At 70.5% G+C, this 13,917-nt stretch carries 15 protein-coding genes; 9 read left to right on the plus strand and 6 right to left on the minus strand.

What is annotated here, in order from left to right:
* The first annotated feature begins 17 nt into the window (after positions 1-17).
* The 4 genes from AC4D12_RS04280 to AC4D12_RS04295 all read left to right on the plus strand — a co-directional run bounded on the left by AC4D12_RS04280 (position 18) and on the right by AC4D12_RS04295 (position 2,541).
* Positions 18-359, plus strand: coding sequence for a DivIVA domain-containing protein (locus AC4D12_RS04280; RefSeq protein ID WP_490948658.1), 342 nt, complete (start codon positions 18-20; stop codon positions 357-359).
* Positions 356-991, plus strand: coding sequence for a DNA-3-methyladenine glycosylase I (locus tag AC4D12_RS04285; protein WP_490948659.1), 636 nt, complete (start codon positions 356-358; stop codon positions 989-991). Before AC4D12_RS04280 ends, AC4D12_RS04285 begins: the two co-directional genes overlap by 4 nt.
* The gene (locus AC4D12_RS04290) at positions 988-2,202 is read left to right on the plus strand and encodes a hypothetical protein (protein WP_490948660.1); all 1,215 of its coding nucleotides are present in this window, start codon (positions 988-990) and stop codon (positions 2,200-2,202) included. The genes AC4D12_RS04285 and AC4D12_RS04290 overlap by 4 nt, the downstream gene beginning before the upstream one ends.
* A gap of 171 nt (positions 2,203-2,373) precedes the next feature.
* Entirely contained in the window at positions 2,374-2,541 is a 168-nt protein-coding gene (locus AC4D12_RS04295) for a DUF3117 domain-containing protein (RefSeq protein ID WP_081737717.1), read from the plus strand.
* Between the two features lie 206 nt (positions 2,542-2,747).
* Here AC4D12_RS04295 and AC4D12_RS04300 read toward each other — a convergent pair whose 3' ends face one another.
* Positions 2,748-3,386, minus strand: coding sequence for an O-methyltransferase (locus tag AC4D12_RS04300; RefSeq protein WP_490948661.1), 639 nt, complete (start codon positions 3,384-3,386; stop codon positions 2,748-2,750).
* 318 nt (positions 3,387-3,704) lie between these two features.
* Between AC4D12_RS04300 and sigE the strand changes: the two genes are divergently transcribed.
* The 3 genes from sigE (at position 3,705) to AC4D12_RS04315 (ending at position 5,992) form a co-directional block, all read left to right on the plus strand.
* Complete coding sequence (gene sigE / locus AC4D12_RS04305; RefSeq protein WP_490948662.1) at positions 3,705-4,352, plus strand: RNA polymerase sigma factor SigE; 648 nt, start codon at positions 3,705-3,707, stop codon at positions 4,350-4,352.
* 5 nt (positions 4,353-4,357) lie between these two features.
* Positions 4,358-5,479: an anti-sigma factor family protein gene (locus AC4D12_RS04310; RefSeq protein ID WP_490948663.1), complete on the plus strand. Its 1,122-nt coding sequence runs from the start codon at positions 4,358-4,360 to the stop codon at positions 5,477-5,479.
* Between the two features lie 105 nt (positions 5,480-5,584).
* Positions 5,585-5,992 (plus strand): sec-independent translocase, encoded by a 408-nt coding sequence (locus tag AC4D12_RS04315; protein ID WP_490948664.1) that lies wholly within the window; start codon positions 5,585-5,587, stop codon positions 5,990-5,992.
* A gap of 82 nt (positions 5,993-6,074) precedes the next feature.
* Here AC4D12_RS04315 and AC4D12_RS04320 read toward each other — a convergent pair whose 3' ends face one another.
* From AC4D12_RS04320 to AC4D12_RS04330, 3 genes are read right to left on the minus strand one after another with little or no spacing between them, the layout of a single operon-like run.
* The gene (locus AC4D12_RS04320; protein WP_490948665.1) at positions 6,075-7,202 is read right to left on the minus strand and encodes an Mrp/NBP35 family ATP-binding protein; all 1,128 of its coding nucleotides are present in this window, start codon (positions 7,200-7,202) and stop codon (positions 6,075-6,077) included.
* Positions 7,199-7,795: a DUF1003 domain-containing protein gene (locus tag AC4D12_RS04325; RefSeq protein ID WP_490948666.1), complete on the minus strand. Its 597-nt coding sequence runs from the start codon at positions 7,793-7,795 to the stop codon at positions 7,199-7,201. The genes AC4D12_RS04320 and AC4D12_RS04325 overlap by 4 nt, the downstream gene beginning before the upstream one ends.
* Positions 7,788-9,071 carry a magnesium transporter MgtE N-terminal domain-containing protein gene (locus tag AC4D12_RS04330; RefSeq protein ID WP_490948667.1) on the minus strand — a complete coding sequence of 428 codons (1,284 nt, stop codon included), beginning with the start codon at positions 9,069-9,071 and terminating at the stop codon, positions 7,788-7,790. Before AC4D12_RS04330 ends, AC4D12_RS04325 begins: the two co-directional genes overlap by 8 nt.
* A gap of 220 nt (positions 9,072-9,291) precedes the next feature.
* On the opposite strand from AC4D12_RS04330, the gene AC4D12_RS04335 reads away from it, so the two are divergent.
* On the plus strand, positions 9,292-10,197 hold the full coding sequence (locus tag AC4D12_RS04335) for a YflT domain-containing protein (protein ID WP_490948668.1): 906 nt from the start codon (positions 9,292-9,294) through the stop codon (positions 10,195-10,197).
* 192 nt (positions 10,198-10,389) lie between these two features.
* Here AC4D12_RS04335 and AC4D12_RS04340 read toward each other — a convergent pair whose 3' ends face one another.
* Positions 10,390-11,967: an aminopeptidase P family protein gene (locus AC4D12_RS04340; RefSeq protein ID WP_490948669.1), complete on the minus strand. Its 1,578-nt coding sequence runs from the start codon at positions 11,965-11,967 to the stop codon at positions 10,390-10,392.
* A gap of 182 nt (positions 11,968-12,149) precedes the next feature.
* Between AC4D12_RS04340 and AC4D12_RS04345 the strand changes: the two genes are divergently transcribed.
* Entirely contained in the window at positions 12,150-12,995 is an 846-nt protein-coding gene (locus AC4D12_RS04345; protein ID WP_490948670.1) for a PHP domain-containing protein, read from the plus strand.
* A 43-nt stretch (positions 12,996-13,038) separates the two neighbouring features.
* On the opposite strand, the gene AC4D12_RS04350 is transcribed toward AC4D12_RS04345, so the two are convergent.
* Positions 13,039-13,914 carry a DNA-methyltransferase gene (locus tag AC4D12_RS04350; RefSeq protein ID WP_490948778.1) on the minus strand — a complete coding sequence of 292 codons (876 nt, stop codon included), beginning with the start codon at positions 13,912-13,914 and terminating at the stop codon, positions 13,039-13,041.
* Between the last annotated feature and the right edge of the window lie 3 nt (positions 13,915-13,917).

Here is a 13,917-nt window from a genome sequence, read left to right on the forward strand (position 1 = left end):
TCTGGCACCATTGCCGTGTGACTATCTTCCTGCTCATCCTCGCGATCCTGCTGGTGGGCGGAACAGCCCTCCTGGCCTCGGGCCGGGCACTGCCGGTGGGCGGCGGCAGGTTCCCGGCCGCCGATGACGGCATGGCGCCTCCCGTCGCGTCCCTGCCTCCGGTCCTGCTGCCGGAGAACCCACGCGGGAGCGACGTCGATGCCCTGCGATTCGGGCTGGGCCTCCGGGGGTACCGGATGGATCAGGTGGACGAGGTGCTCGACCGCCTCGCCGATGCCCTGAACGAGCGCGACGCCGTGATCGCCGAGCTGCGGGGCGAGGCGGCCACCGGCGCGGCTCGCGGGACAGGCCACACGTGACGGACACCGCTGAAGCGGGGGACGGCCGGACCCGGTGCGGCTGGGCCTCCTCCAGTCCCGACTACCAGCGCTACCACGACGAGGAGTGGGGCCGGCCCGTCCGCGGCGAGGCGGCGCTCTTCGAACGGCTGAGCCTGGAGGCCTTCCAGTCCGGCCTGAGCTGGATCACGGTCCTCAGGAAGCGGGAGGCGTTCCGCGAGGTCTTCGCCGGGTTCGACCCGGCCGCGGTGGCCTCCTTCACCCCCGACGACGTCGAGCGGCTGATGCTGGAACCGCGGATCATCCGCAACCGGCTGAAGATCACCGCGACCGTGGCCAACGCCCGGGCCCTCCTCGCCCTGCCCGCCGGCGTCTCCCTCGCCTCCCTGCTGGAGCCGTACCGCGCCGTGGACGCACAGGCGCCGGTGTCGCTGGAGGACGTCCCGGCGACGACGCCGGGCAGCGTCGCCCTGGCCCGCGACCTCAAGGCGGCGGGCCTGCGCTTCGTGGGCCCAACGACGGCCTACGCGATGCTGCAGGCCACCGGGTTCGTGAACGACCACCTCCGCGACTGCTGGGTCCACTCCGAGGTCGAGGCGGAGCGGCGTGCCGGCGCCGGGGCGGCGCCGCCAGGACGGGAGGACCAGGCGTGAGCAGCTCCCTGACGAACACCACCCCACGGCACGGCAGCCGTCTCCGCCACTGGTCCGTGCAGGTGCTCCTCGTCTTCGTGGCCGGTCGGATCGTCTCCACGGCGGTCCTCCTCGCGGCCGCCGCGCGGCAGGGGGCGAGCCCTTGGTCCGGCCCCGCGCCCGGCTACGGTACGTTCGTCAACTTCTGGGACAGCGGCTGGTACGAGCGGATCTTCCGGGAGGGCTACCCGGCCGAGCTGCCGACCGACGACGCCGGGGTCGTCCGTCACAACCAGTGGGCGTTCTACCCGCTCTTCCCGGGGATCGTGCGGCTCCTGGACCTCGTCACCGGGCTCGGGTGGGGCGTTCTCGCACCCGTCGTCGCGCTGGTCGCCGCGGCCGCCGCCACGCTGGTGATCTACCGGCTGTTCAGGGTGCGGACCGGGCACCGGGCGGCCCTGCTCGGCGTCGCCGTGGTCTCCTTCGGGCCGGTGGCCGTGATCCTGCAGGTGCCCTACGCCGAGTCCCTCCATCTGCTGCTCCTCGCATCGGCGCTCCTGCTCGTCGCGACCCACCGCTACATCGCCGCCATGCCCGTCGTCGTCCTCATGTGCCTGTCGCGTCCCGCCGGGGTGCCCTTCGCGGTCATGGTGGGCATCCTGTTTCTGATGGCTGTCTGGTCCGCGCGGCGGGGGAGCGATCCGGGCGTGCGGGAGCGGGCGGCACGTCGCGTGCTGCCGCTCTTCCTCCTGGGCGTCGTGTCGTCGGTCTCCGCCGTCGCCTGGCCCGCGATCGCCTGGCTCGTCACCGGTCGGATGGATGCGTACGTCGCGACGGAGACGGCCTGGCGCGGCGAACCCCTCGTGCCGTTCGTGCCCTGGGTCCACGGGGCGATGGAACTGCTCGGACCGGTGGCGGGCGCCTTCGCCGTCGTGCTCCTGCTCCTCGGCGTGGTGGGGCTGATGCTCGCGCCGCCGGTGCAGGCGCTGGGGCCGGTGCCGCGCGCCTGGTGCGCGGCCTACCTGCTGTACCTCGCGGCGTTCTGGGATCCGCAGTCGAGCACGTGGCGGATCCTGCTGCCGCTCTTCCCACTGGCACTGGCCGTCGCGGGTGTCAGAGGTGGGCGCCTGCTCTGGCTCGTACTGCCGGTCTCCGTGGTGCTGCAGGCCGTCTGGGTCGAGTGGCTGTGGGTCTGGACCCCCACGGGTCAGGACGGCGACTACCCGCCGTGACCGGCCGCGGTGTGATCCACGCCGCACGCGAATTAGCAGGTCAGGGGCTTGTACTGAATAATGAAGGGGATGACGTGCGCCGCCGGGACACTCCTGTGGACCGGCCCGGCGCACCGGTTACTGTCGCGCTACCGCTGACCGCGGTCGCGCCCTGTTGAAAGGGACACCCCCATGGCTGCCATGAAACCGCGTACCGGCGATGGACCGATGGAAGTCACCAAGGAGGGGCGCAGTCTCATCATGAGGGTGCCGATCGACGGCGGTGGACGGCTCGTCGTGGAGCTCAATGCCGAGGAAGCCGGCAAGCTGAAGGACTGTCTCCTCACCGTCACCGGCTGACCGCAGCTTCCTGAACGCTCCTTCCGGCCGTCCGCGTCCACCGTGTGGTCGGAGGGACGACTTCCTGTGCCGTCGCGCGGCGCCCTCCTGCCGTCACATGTGCTGGGAGGCAGTGAGGGAGCGCCCGCCCGTGCTGACCGCGTCGGTCCCACCAGGAGCGTCCGCCGGAACCGATCGGGTGCCGGCGCCGCTGCACCGGAGGGTGGTCACGCGCGTTGCTTGACCGCCAGGAGCAACCCTGTCCCCGTGGGCAACAGGGCCGAGACGAGCGTCTCGTCCTCGCGGACCGCCTTGCCCACCTTCCGCAGCGTGGTGGTCGTCGCGTCGCGGACGGCAGGTTCCGCCACGCGATCCTGATCCAGGGCATCGTTCACGATGAGGATGCCGCCCGCCTTCAGCAGTCGTGTGGCCTGCTCCACGTAGGTCGGCAGACCCTGCTTGTCGGCGTCGATGAACACGAGGTCGTAGGCGCCGTCCGTCAGCCTCGGCAGCACGTCGCCCGCGCGTCCGGAGATGGTGCGGGTCCTGTTGGACGGGATGCCCGCCTCGAGGAACGCCTCGCGCGCTGCGCGGAGGTGGTCGACGTCGGAGTCGATGGTCGTGAGGACCGCGTTACCGGCGAGGCCGCGGAGCAGACAGACGCCCGAGACGCCGGCTCCCGCACCGACCTCGACCGCCGTCGTCGCCTTCGACGCCGCTGCGAGGACGGTCAGCGCGGCGCCGACGGCGGGGGTCACCGGGGTGACGCCGAGCTCGTGCGAGCGGTCCCGTGCGCGGAGGAGGATGTCGTCCTCGACGGGCAGCCCCTCCGTGTAGGACCAGCTGTTGTGTTTGTCGGCGGCCATGGACTTCCGTTCTGTGGTGCGCCGGCGGGCGCGGCAAGGTGGTCGGGAGGGGCGACAGCCCGTACCCAACCCTACTGTGCAACGGGGAGGGGCCTGCAGCCGTTCGCGCGCACCCGAGCGGCAGGCTCGACCGATGTCAAGGGCGCGTCCGCGCAGAGCACTCCCACCTCACCTGCCAGCCGACTCCCAGCTTGGTGAGAAAGACTTTTTGCTCGGGCATCCCTCATCGGAGTGGTCCCGAATGCGTCGTACCGACCGGCCACGGTTCCGCACCATGGCTCGGTGAGGACGGGGACCTGCGGCAAGAAGGGGTTAGAGATGTCCAGTGTGAAGGCGGCTCAGGCTGTCACGGAGCCTGGCTCCGAGGGTGATCCGGTTGTGCTCGACGAACACGGAAACCCCTGGGTGGCGCCCTCGTGGGAGGAAGTGGTCACCACCTACTCACCCAAGGTCTACCGGCTGGCCTACCGGCTCACGGGTAACCGCTTCGACGCCGAGGACCTCACGCAGGAGGTCTTCGTCCGCGTGTTCAGGTCGCTGGCTAACTTCAAGCCGGGCACGCTGGACGGCTGGCTGCACCGCATCACCACCAACCTCTTCCTCGACCAGGCGCGGCGCAAGACCCGCATCCGCTTCGACGGGCTGACGGACGAAGCCGAGAGCAGGCTCCCCAGCAAGCACCACGGGCCGGAACGTAGCTTCGAGTTCAACAATCTCGACATCGACGTGCAGGCCGCCCTCGAGGAGCTGCCGCCGGACTTCCGTGCAGCCGTGGTCCTCTGCGATCTCGAAGGGCTCGCCTACGACGAGGTGGCGCGCGTCCTGGACGTGAAGCTCGGCACCGTCCGCTCACGCATCCATCGCGGCCGCACCATGCTCCGCGAGAAGCTCGCCCACCGCGACCCGCGCCGGTCCGGGGGCAACGGCGCCGCACTGGGGGTCCCACGGATCGCTGGTCTGGGCTAGACGGCATGCTCCATCCGCATCGTTCACTGCAGGATCTCGTGGACGGCGAGCTCTCCGATCGGCGCAGGGTCAGCGTGGAGCACCACGTGGCCCGCTGTACGTCCTGTCGGGAGACCGTCGCACGCCTGCGTGCCCTGAAGAGTGCCCTGCTCGGGCTTCAGAAGCCTGCACCGCACCCGGGACTCCGCATGCGGCTCCTCGCACAGGACTTCTCCGCACCCCTCGCCGGGGAGCGGCGTCCTATCCAGGCCTCGCAGCCGAACATTCCGCCGCCCCCCGGGGAGCGGGCAGGATCATCCACCGGAGCGGCCGACCTCTCGACGAGTGAGCCCGCCACAGGTCAGGGGTCGGATGCTGATACCCGGTTCCACGACGGACAGGAGAGCGTCCGCGTGCACCGATCCATGGATGCCTCGTCCCGTCACGGGCACACGCATGATGCCGCCCGTCGGCGTCGCTCGCTCGTCGGAGCCGCAGGAGGATCCGCGGTGGTGGTGACGGTCCTGCTCTCGAGCGCCTACGTCGTCGGTTCCCAGGCCTCGCCGACGCCCGTGGAGGCGGCATCCGGTACCACCGCACTGCGGGCGGGCTGGGAATCGGTGGCACCCGAGACACCCGCACTGCTCGACACCGAGCAACTCGACACCCTCCGTGCCGGCGGGTGGTACTGCCCCGAACTCGAATCGCTCGGCTTCACCCTGACCAGCGCGGAGGGAATCACGGTGGCGGGCAGGCCCACCCTCGAACTGGTGCTGGAGAACGACGGCGAGACGGTCACCGTGTACGAGCAGCGGAAGGTGGGCGAGTCCGGTGCCGCTGACGGGCCGCCCGTGGACGCCGTCACCGGCCGGACCGTCACGGCGGCCGGTTTCGAGCACATCGGTGGGACGGATCGGGATGTCTGGGTGCGGTCGGGGACGCCCTGGCAGGTCGTCCTGGACTCGCCGTCGGTCACCTACACGGTGATCTCGACCCTCCCGGCGGCTGCCATGCCCGGGACGCTCAACCAGCTCGTGACGACGGAGCATGCGCAGCTCTCCCTGGCGCCGCAGCCCGAGGACGACTCCATGATGAGCCGCATCGTCCGCGGGTTGTCCATGATCACCGACCCGGACGCCTCCAGGTGACGGCGGAGTGACCGGGACGTGAAGGTTCGGCGTCCCCGGTCCATGGAGGGCCGGTGGGCGCGCATCCGGTGTGTTCGGCGGAAGCCGGGAAGGTAGTCTTTTCACGTGCTTGGAATCAACGGCCTCGAACTGGTGGTTCTGGCGCTCATCGCCGTCGTGGTGCTTGGCCCCGAGCGGCTCCCGGAGTACGCCTCGCAGCTCGCGCGACTCGTCAAGGGCCTCCGCCGGATGGCGTCGGGAGCGCGGGAGCAGCTCCGTGAAGAAGTGGGCCCCGAACTCGACGAGGTGGACTGGCGGAAGCTCGACCCGCGTCAGTACGACCCACGCCGGATCATCAAGGAGGCGCTGCTCGATGACATCGAGGACGCCTTCAAGCCCGTCAGCCAGGGTGCGCCGCGGGCCGTCGCCGCGGTTCCCGCGGTAGCGGCGGCCACGCGGCAGACCGTGTCCGTCCCGGTCGGTCCCCAGTTGGCCGCAGGCCAGAGCGCACCCTACGACTCCGAGGCGACCTGACAGGTCCGCCGTGCCACCCCGCGACCTGACAGGTCCGCCGTGCCACCCCGCGGCCCGGTACGCTGACCTCCGTCGCCCGGTGCTAGCGCAGTGTGACGGGTAGCCGCAGACCTTCGAGCCCCCGCGGCCGATGCGCGAGCAGGTCCGCGATCGCCGTCAGTTCACGTTGCGACCGCGACGTATCCTCACGCAGCACCACCGGCACACCGGCGTCCCCGCCCTCACGCAGGGCGACGTCGAGGGGAATGCTGCCGAGGAGGGGCACCTCCGTCCCCAGGGTGGAGGTCAGGCGTGAGGCCACGATCTGGCCGCCGCCCTCGCCGAAGAGGTCGAGCCTGCCGCCGTCGGGCAGTTCGAGCCAGGACATGTTCTCGATGACCCCCGCGACGCGCTGGCCTGTCTGCAGCGCCATCGCGCCGGCGCGCTCGGCGACGTCCGCCGCGGCGCTCTGCGGCGTGGTGACGACGAGCAGTTCGGAGGCGGGAAGAAGCTGCGCCACGGAGATCGCGATGTCACCGGTACCCGGGGGGAGGTCGAGCAGCAGCACGTCCAGATCCCCGAAGTAGACGTCGGTGAGGAACTGTTCGAGCGCTCGGTGCAGCATGGGACCGCGCCAGGAGACGGGCTGGTTCCCCTCCACGAACATGCCGATGGAGATGACCTTCACACCGTGCGCGACCGGCGGCAGGATGAGCTCGTCAACCCGCGTGGGCTGCTGGGTGATCCCCATGAGGGCGGGTACGGAGAAGCCGTGGACGTCGGCGTCGATGATCCCCACACGCAGCCCGCGCGCGGCGAGCGCGACGGCGAGGTTCACCGTGACGCTCGATTTCCCGACCCCGCCCTTGCCGCTGGCCACCGCATAGACACGGGTGAGGGAGGCGGGATCTGCGAACGGGATGCCGCGCCGGCCCCCGGCGCCCTTCAGGCGTTCCTTGAGTGCGTCGCGCTGCGCCTGGTCCATGACACCGAGCTCCACCTCGACCGCCTCGACGCCCGGCACCGCCGCGAGCGCGGCCTCGGCGTCGCGCGTGATCGTGTCACGGAGCGGGCAGCCGGCGATGGTGAGCAGTACTCTCAGCCGCACCGTCGAGCCGTCGATGGTCACGGTGTCGACCATGCCGAGTTCCGTGACCGGGCGGCGCAGCTCGGGGTCGATCACGGTGTCGAGCGCGGCGCGGACGGCCTCCTCCTGGGGGGATCCGTTCACCTGGAGGGCTTCCTCCCGGCCTGGACCTTCGGCAGCGACGTCGTGCCGTCGGACGGCTTGCGGGGCTTGCGTTTCTGCAGGGTGAGCTCCTGGCCGTCGGCCGTCTCGAGCAGCTCCTCGAGGATCGAACGGAGCTCCGACCGTACGTAGTCCCGGGTGGCGACCTCGCGGAGCGCGATCCGGAGATCCGCGATCTCACGCGTCAGGTACTCGGTGTCGGAGAGGTTCCGCTCCGCGCGGTGGCGGTCCTCCCGCATGGAGACGCGGTCGCGGTCGTCCTGGCGGTTCTGCGCGAGCAGCAGGAGGGGTGCGGCATACGACGCCTGGAGGGAGAGCATCAGGGTCAGTGCCGTGAATCCCAGGGCCGCACTGTCGAAGCGCAGGTCCTCCGGCGCCACGGTGTTCCATGTCAGCCACACCGCGACGAACACCGTCATGTAGAAGAGGAACTGAGGAGTACCCATGAAGCGGGCGATGTTCTCCGTGCCACTGCCGAACCGGTCCGGGTTCGGTCGCAGGCGCGGGAGGAAGCGCTTGCGCGCCTCGCGCGGGGTGTCGAGACCCCGGGAGTTGGATCGGATCTTCTCAACCACGGCGGCCACCTCGTTTCGGTACGGCTGTGTCGTCCTGGGCCCGCCAATCGTCGGGCAGGAGGTGGTCCAGGACGTCGTCGACGGTCACAGCACCCACGAGCCTGCCGTCGGTGTTCACCACCGGCAGGGAGTTCAGGTTGTACGTCGCGAGGATGCGGGACACCTCGCTGACGTTCGCCTGGTCGCCGACGGCCTCGAGGTCCGTGTCGATGATGTTGCCGAGCGGTTCCGGCGGCGGGTAGCGGAGGAGCTGCTGAATGTGTACGACGCCGAGGTAGCGGCCCGTCGGCGTCTCGAGTGGCGGGCGGCAGACGAAGATCGAGGAGGCGAGGGCCGGTGTCAGCTCCTCGCGTCGGACATGGGCGAGGGCCTCGGCGACCGTCGCCTCCGGAGGCAGGATCACGGGCACGGTGGTCATGAGGGAGCCCGCTGTGTCCTCCTCGTACTCCAGGAGCCGGCGGACGTCCTCGGCGTCGTCGGGCTCCATGAGCTGGAGCAGTTCCTCCTTCTGCGCCTCGGGCAGCTCGTTCAGGAGGTCGGCCGCGTCGTCGGGGTCCATCTCCTCGAGCACGTCCGCCGCCCGCTCCCGCGAGAGGGACGTGAGGATCTGGACCTGGTCGTCGTCGGGCAGTTCCTGCAGCACGTCGGCGAGGCGGTCGTCCTGCAGTTCGCCGGCCACCTCGATGCGCCGCTTGTCGTTCATCTCGTGCAGCGCGTCGGCGAAGTCGGCGGCCTTGAGGTCGTCGTGCTGGGCCACGAACTGGGTGGCGCCCTGCGGCTCGTCGTTGGTGCCGTGGAAGGCGTCGAGCCAGTCGATGATGAGGCGCTCGCCGCCCCGGCGGAGGCCGCGCAGGGGCGACACCGAGCCGCCCCTGCGCACGAAGAGCTGGGACACGTGCCAGTCACCGGCCCGGTTCCGCTCCATCGCGATGTCCTCGACGACGGCGTTGCCGCTGCCGTCCCGCAGGGTCAGCCGGCGGTCGAAGAGCTCAGCGACGACGAGCATCTCGGCGCCGCGCTGCTCGAAGCGGCGGAGGTTGACGAGACCGGTGCAGATGATCTGGGACGGGTCCATCGAGGTGATGCGCGTCATCGGGACGAACACGCGCTTCTTGCCGGGAACCTCGACCACGAGGCCGACGACCTGCGGCGGTTTGGCCGGACCGCGGTCCAGTACCACGGCGTCACGGAGACGGCCGAGACGGTCACCGAGCGGATCGAACACGTCGAGGCCCAGCAACCGCGCGACGAAGACGCGGGTCGGGTTGGTAGTCACAGCTCTAGGCTATCCGCAGCGGCAAGCACACCCCGTATCGCACCCGGGCCCGTGGCGGAGACCGCCCGCGGTACGCCTCGGTGACCCTCCACCAGCACGCACGTGACGCGGGGAGGAGCCGCACGCATTCAGCGTCCGTCCGGCCGACGTCCAGGTGATCAGCAGTTCACCACCGGCGATAAGCCTCCCCTCCAGCACGGGCGTGAGCAAGAATGGGGTCATGTCGACACCACCGCTCGGAACCACCAGCTCCCGTACTCCGGACCGCATCCTCCCCACGGGGGAGACGATCGGCCGCTACACGAGCTACCTCGACGCGCAGAAGGCCGTGGACTACCTGGCCGACAACAAGTTCGCGGTGCAGAAGGTGGCCATCATCGGCAACGACCTGAAGACGGTCGAACGGGTCACCGGGCGGCTCAGCTACCCGCGCGTGGCGCTCGCGAGCGCGGCGTCGGGTGCCTGGTTCGGGTTGTTCGTTGGCATCATCCTCGGACTCTTCGCGGGCAGCGAGATGATCAGCACCGTCCCGTCCTCCATCGCGCTCGGCGCGATCTTCTGGCTGCTCTTCGGTGTCCTCACCTACGCCTTCCAGCGCGGCAAGCGTGACTTCACCTCGACCAGCCAGGTGGTGGCCACGAGCTACGACGTGCTCGTCGATCCGTCGCTCGCGGGAGAAGCCCGCCGCATGCTGCAGAAGCTCCCGATGAACGGTCAGGCGCAGCATCCCGGATCCAACCCCGGTGCCTGGGGCCAGGCGCCGGCCCAGCCGCCGCAGGGCGCGCCCGACCGGCCGGCGTCCTGGAACGACCCCTACGCGGGGCAGCAGGCGCCGGGTCAGGGTCAGGGTCAGGCTCAGGGTCAGGGCCAGCCTCAGGGCACGGGCCAGCAGCAGCCCGGCTCGCCCGAGTCGCAGACCGCAGGGCCGGGTACCACCGGGCCGAGGCGGGGTCAGTTCCCTGATCTGCCCGACGGCCGGCCGCAGTACGGCGTCCGCGTGGACGATCCCGCGGCGGGCTCCGCACCCGCGCCGGCGCAGGGCAGCGAGGGCGGGACCGCACCGGCCCAGGACGGGCAGGCCGGCGGGACCGGGCACGGTTCCTCCGCCGCCGACGGCACACGCTGACCGCGTGATCGGCCGTCCGCAGCGGCGCTGACCGGTACACGGCCGCTCGGCGGAGCGCCGCGAGAGAGAAGGCAGGCGGCGATCCAGGGGCAGGTTCTCGACGCAGACACGAGGAAGGCCGGGACCCGATGGTCCCGGCCTTCCTCATGTGTTCGGACTATTCCGAGGTCCTCCTGACCAGGACGGGCGTCGTCAGTCGCCGGTTCCCCAGATCCCGGCGATCCAGGACTCGACGTCCGCGGGGTCGCGGGGGAGCGCCGCACTGAGGTTGACGGGCCCGTCGGCGGTCATGAGGATGTCGTCCTCGATGCGGACGCCGATGCCGCGGTACTCCTCGGGAACGGCGAGATCCTCGGCCTTGAAGTACAGTCCAGGCTCGATGGTGAAGACCATGCCCTCCGTCAGTACGCCGTCGAGGTACAGCTCCCGCTTCGCCTGGGCGCAGTCGTGCACGTCCATTCCGAGGTGGTGGCTGGTGCCGTGGGGCATCCAGCGCCGGTGGTGCTGGCCGTCGTCGGCGAGGGCTTCCTCGAGGGTCACGGGCAGCAGGCCCCAGCGGTCCAGGTTCTCCGCGAGGACCGTCACCGCGGCCCGGTGGACATCGCGGAACTTGCGTCCCGGCTGCGCTGCGGCGAACCCGGCGTCCGCGGCGTCGAGCACGGCCTGGTAGACCCGGCGCTGCACGTCGGTGAAGGTGCCGTTGACGGGCAGGGTCCGTGTGACGTCGGCGGTGTACAGCGTCTCCGCCTCCACGCCGGCGTCGAGCAGCAGGAGGTCGCCCGCTCGCACCTGCCCGGTGTTCCGGATCCAGTGGAGCGTCGTGGCGTTGTTGCCCGAAGCGGCGATGGTGTCGTACCCGAGGTCGTTGCCCTCCTCACGCGCCCGTGCGAAGAACGCCCCCTCCACCACGCGTTCCCCTCGCGGATGGGTGAGGGCGCGCGGCAGGGCGCGGACCACGTCGTGGAAGCCGTTGACGGTGGCGGCGACCGCGGCCTCCATCTGCTCGATCTCCCAGGCGTCCTTGATCAGACGCAGTTCCGACAGCACCTCGGCCAGGACGGCGTCCAGTGCGTCCGCCTTCTCGAGGTCGACGCCGGTGTTGATGCGTGAGGTGTCGACGAGCGCGTCGGCGTTCTGGTCCACCTCCCGCAGCAGACGGATGCTCATGCCACCGATCTCGGCCACACCGGCGTTCTTGGTGATGGCCACCTCCAGCTCGGCGAGGTCCGCCGTCTCGAGCGCGAGCTGCGCCTTGAGCTGTGCCATGGAGAGCCGCTGACCGATCCAGAACTCGCCGTAGCGCGCATTCGCGTAGAACTCGGCGCTGTCGCGTCCGGCCAGTTCCCGGAAGTACAGCGTGGCGGTGTGGTTGCCGCCGTCGTCGCCCGTCCCGGGATCCACGGGTTCGAGGACCAGGACGGCGTCGGGCTCGTGGTCGAGGCCCAGCCCGGTCAGGTGCGCGAACCCGGAGTGCGGGCGGTAGCGGTAGTCGGTGTCGTTCGAGCGGACCTTGAACGGACCGGCCGGGATCACGAGCCGCTCCCCGGGGAACCGTTCCGACACCGCCCGACGACGTCGCGCAGCATGCGTCGCCACGGGCGCCTCGTCGGGCAGGTCGGCGGCAGCGGGAGCCCAACTGCCCGCCATGAAGGCTTTGAAGGCGTCGGAATCAGGTCTCTGGGAGCGGTTCTCGTTGCGCTCGGCGAGGGGTTGTCCCTCGGCATCGGTGCTCGGGGTCTGGCTCGCGGTGCTCAGGTCGTCGGTGTTCATCTCGTCATCGTCTCACCGAGACCGTGGTGGTCGAAAGCCCGAGCGCCCGGTCGAGGGCCGGCTCCCCGTCGTCGTCGACCGTTGTGCTCCCCGCCGGCCCGGGGTGGCCGAGGCCCACCGCCCGGCCCGGGGGAGCACAGCCCGCGTTCGGGAGGACCCGCGGCGCCGCGTAGATTGGTCCGGTGAGAATCGACCTGCACACGCACTCCAACGTCTCCGACGGCACGGAGGACCCGGACGTCCTCGTGGCGTCGGCGGCTGCCGCCGGGCTGGACGCCGTCGCGCTCACCGACCACGACTCGACGGCAGGCTGGGACCGGGCGTCGGAAGCGGCTCTCACGCACGGGATCACGTTCATCCCCGGCATGGAGGTGTCCTGTCGGACGGACACCGGTATCAGCGTGCACGTGCTCTCCTACCTCCACGACCCGCTGCACGCCGGGCTGGCTGCGGAGACCGCGAAATCGCGGGACGCGCGCCTCACGAGAGCCCGACGCATGGTGGAACTCATGGCGGCCGACTATCCGATCACCTGGGAACTCGTGCAGGAGCACGTCACCGAGGGGGCGACGGTCGGCCGTCCTCACATTGCCGACGCGATGATCGCCCTCGGTATTGTGGCCACGCGCTCGGAGGCCTTCGAACGCGTCCTGACGGCCCGCTCCCCCTACTGGGTGAGCCACTACGCGCCGCACCCCGCCCAGGCGGTCGCGCTCATTCGCGAGGCGGGCGGCGTGCCGGTCTTCGCTCACCCCTCCGCGTTCAACCGCGGAGCCGTGGTGGGCGGCGCGGTGATCAACGAGATGATCGACGCCGGATTGCTCGGTCTCGAGGTGGAGCACCGGGACAACCCCGAGAGCGCCCGCGTGGAACTGCGGCGGATCGCCCGGGAGAACGGCCTGCTCGTCACCGGCTCCAGCGACTACCACGGCACCGGAAAACCCAACCTGCTCGGCGAGAATGTCACGACCGAGCAGACGCTCGACCTCATCAGGGAACGGGCGACGGGCTCGGCCGCCGTCTGCTGACCTCACTGAAAGCGCCCTTCCGGCCCTTCCTGCGTCTCCGGCCCTAGAGCCAGGGTTCGAGGCGCGCGCGCATGACGTCGACGGCGTGCGGGTTCGCATCGACGCAGACGAACCGGCGGTCGAGCTTCCCCGCAACAGCGCCCAGGGTGCCCGAACCCGCGAAGAAGTCGAGCACCCAGTCACCCTGACGGCTGCTCGCAGCGACGGCGCGTCGCACGAGTCCCTCGGGTTTCTGCGTCGGGTACCCCGTCTTCTCCCGGCCGGTGGGGGAGACGATGGTGTGCCACCAGACGTCGGTGGGAAGCTTCCCGAGGGCGGCCTTCTCGGCGGTGACGAGCCCGGGGGCCATGTACGGTTCCCGGTCCACCGCGGCGGAGTCGAAGTGGTAGCCCGCCGGGTCCTTCACGTAGACGAGGATGTTGTCGTGCTTCGCAGGCCACTTCCGCCGCGTGCGCGCGCCGTAGTCGTAGGCCCAGATGATCTCGTTGAGGAAGCACTCCCGGCCGAAGAGGGCGTCCAGCATGACCTTCGCGTAGTGCACCTCGCGGTAGTCGAGGTGCACGTAGAGGGTGCCGTCGGCGGCCAGGAGGCGCCAGGCCTCGGCGAGGCGCGGGGCGAGGAAGTCCCAGTAGTCCTCGAAGGCGTCGTCGTAGCTCGCGAGCACACCCTTGACCGTCGTGTAGGACAAGCCCTTGAAGCCCACGCGGTCACCGGTGCCGTCGGCCGCCCGCACCATCGACGTCTGCTGGCGCCGTTGCGCACGGCCGGTGTTGAAGGGCGGATCCACGTAGATCATGGAGAAGGCGCCGTCGGGCAGTGTGGGGAGGTAGGCCTCGTTGTCCGCGTGGACAACGAGGTTCGGCCCGTCAGGGCTCCAAGCCGACGTCGTGTCCGACGACGGCGCGGGCGCCGATGACACGTC

This window comes from Arthrobacter sp. TJ-266 (assembly GCF_058269115.1).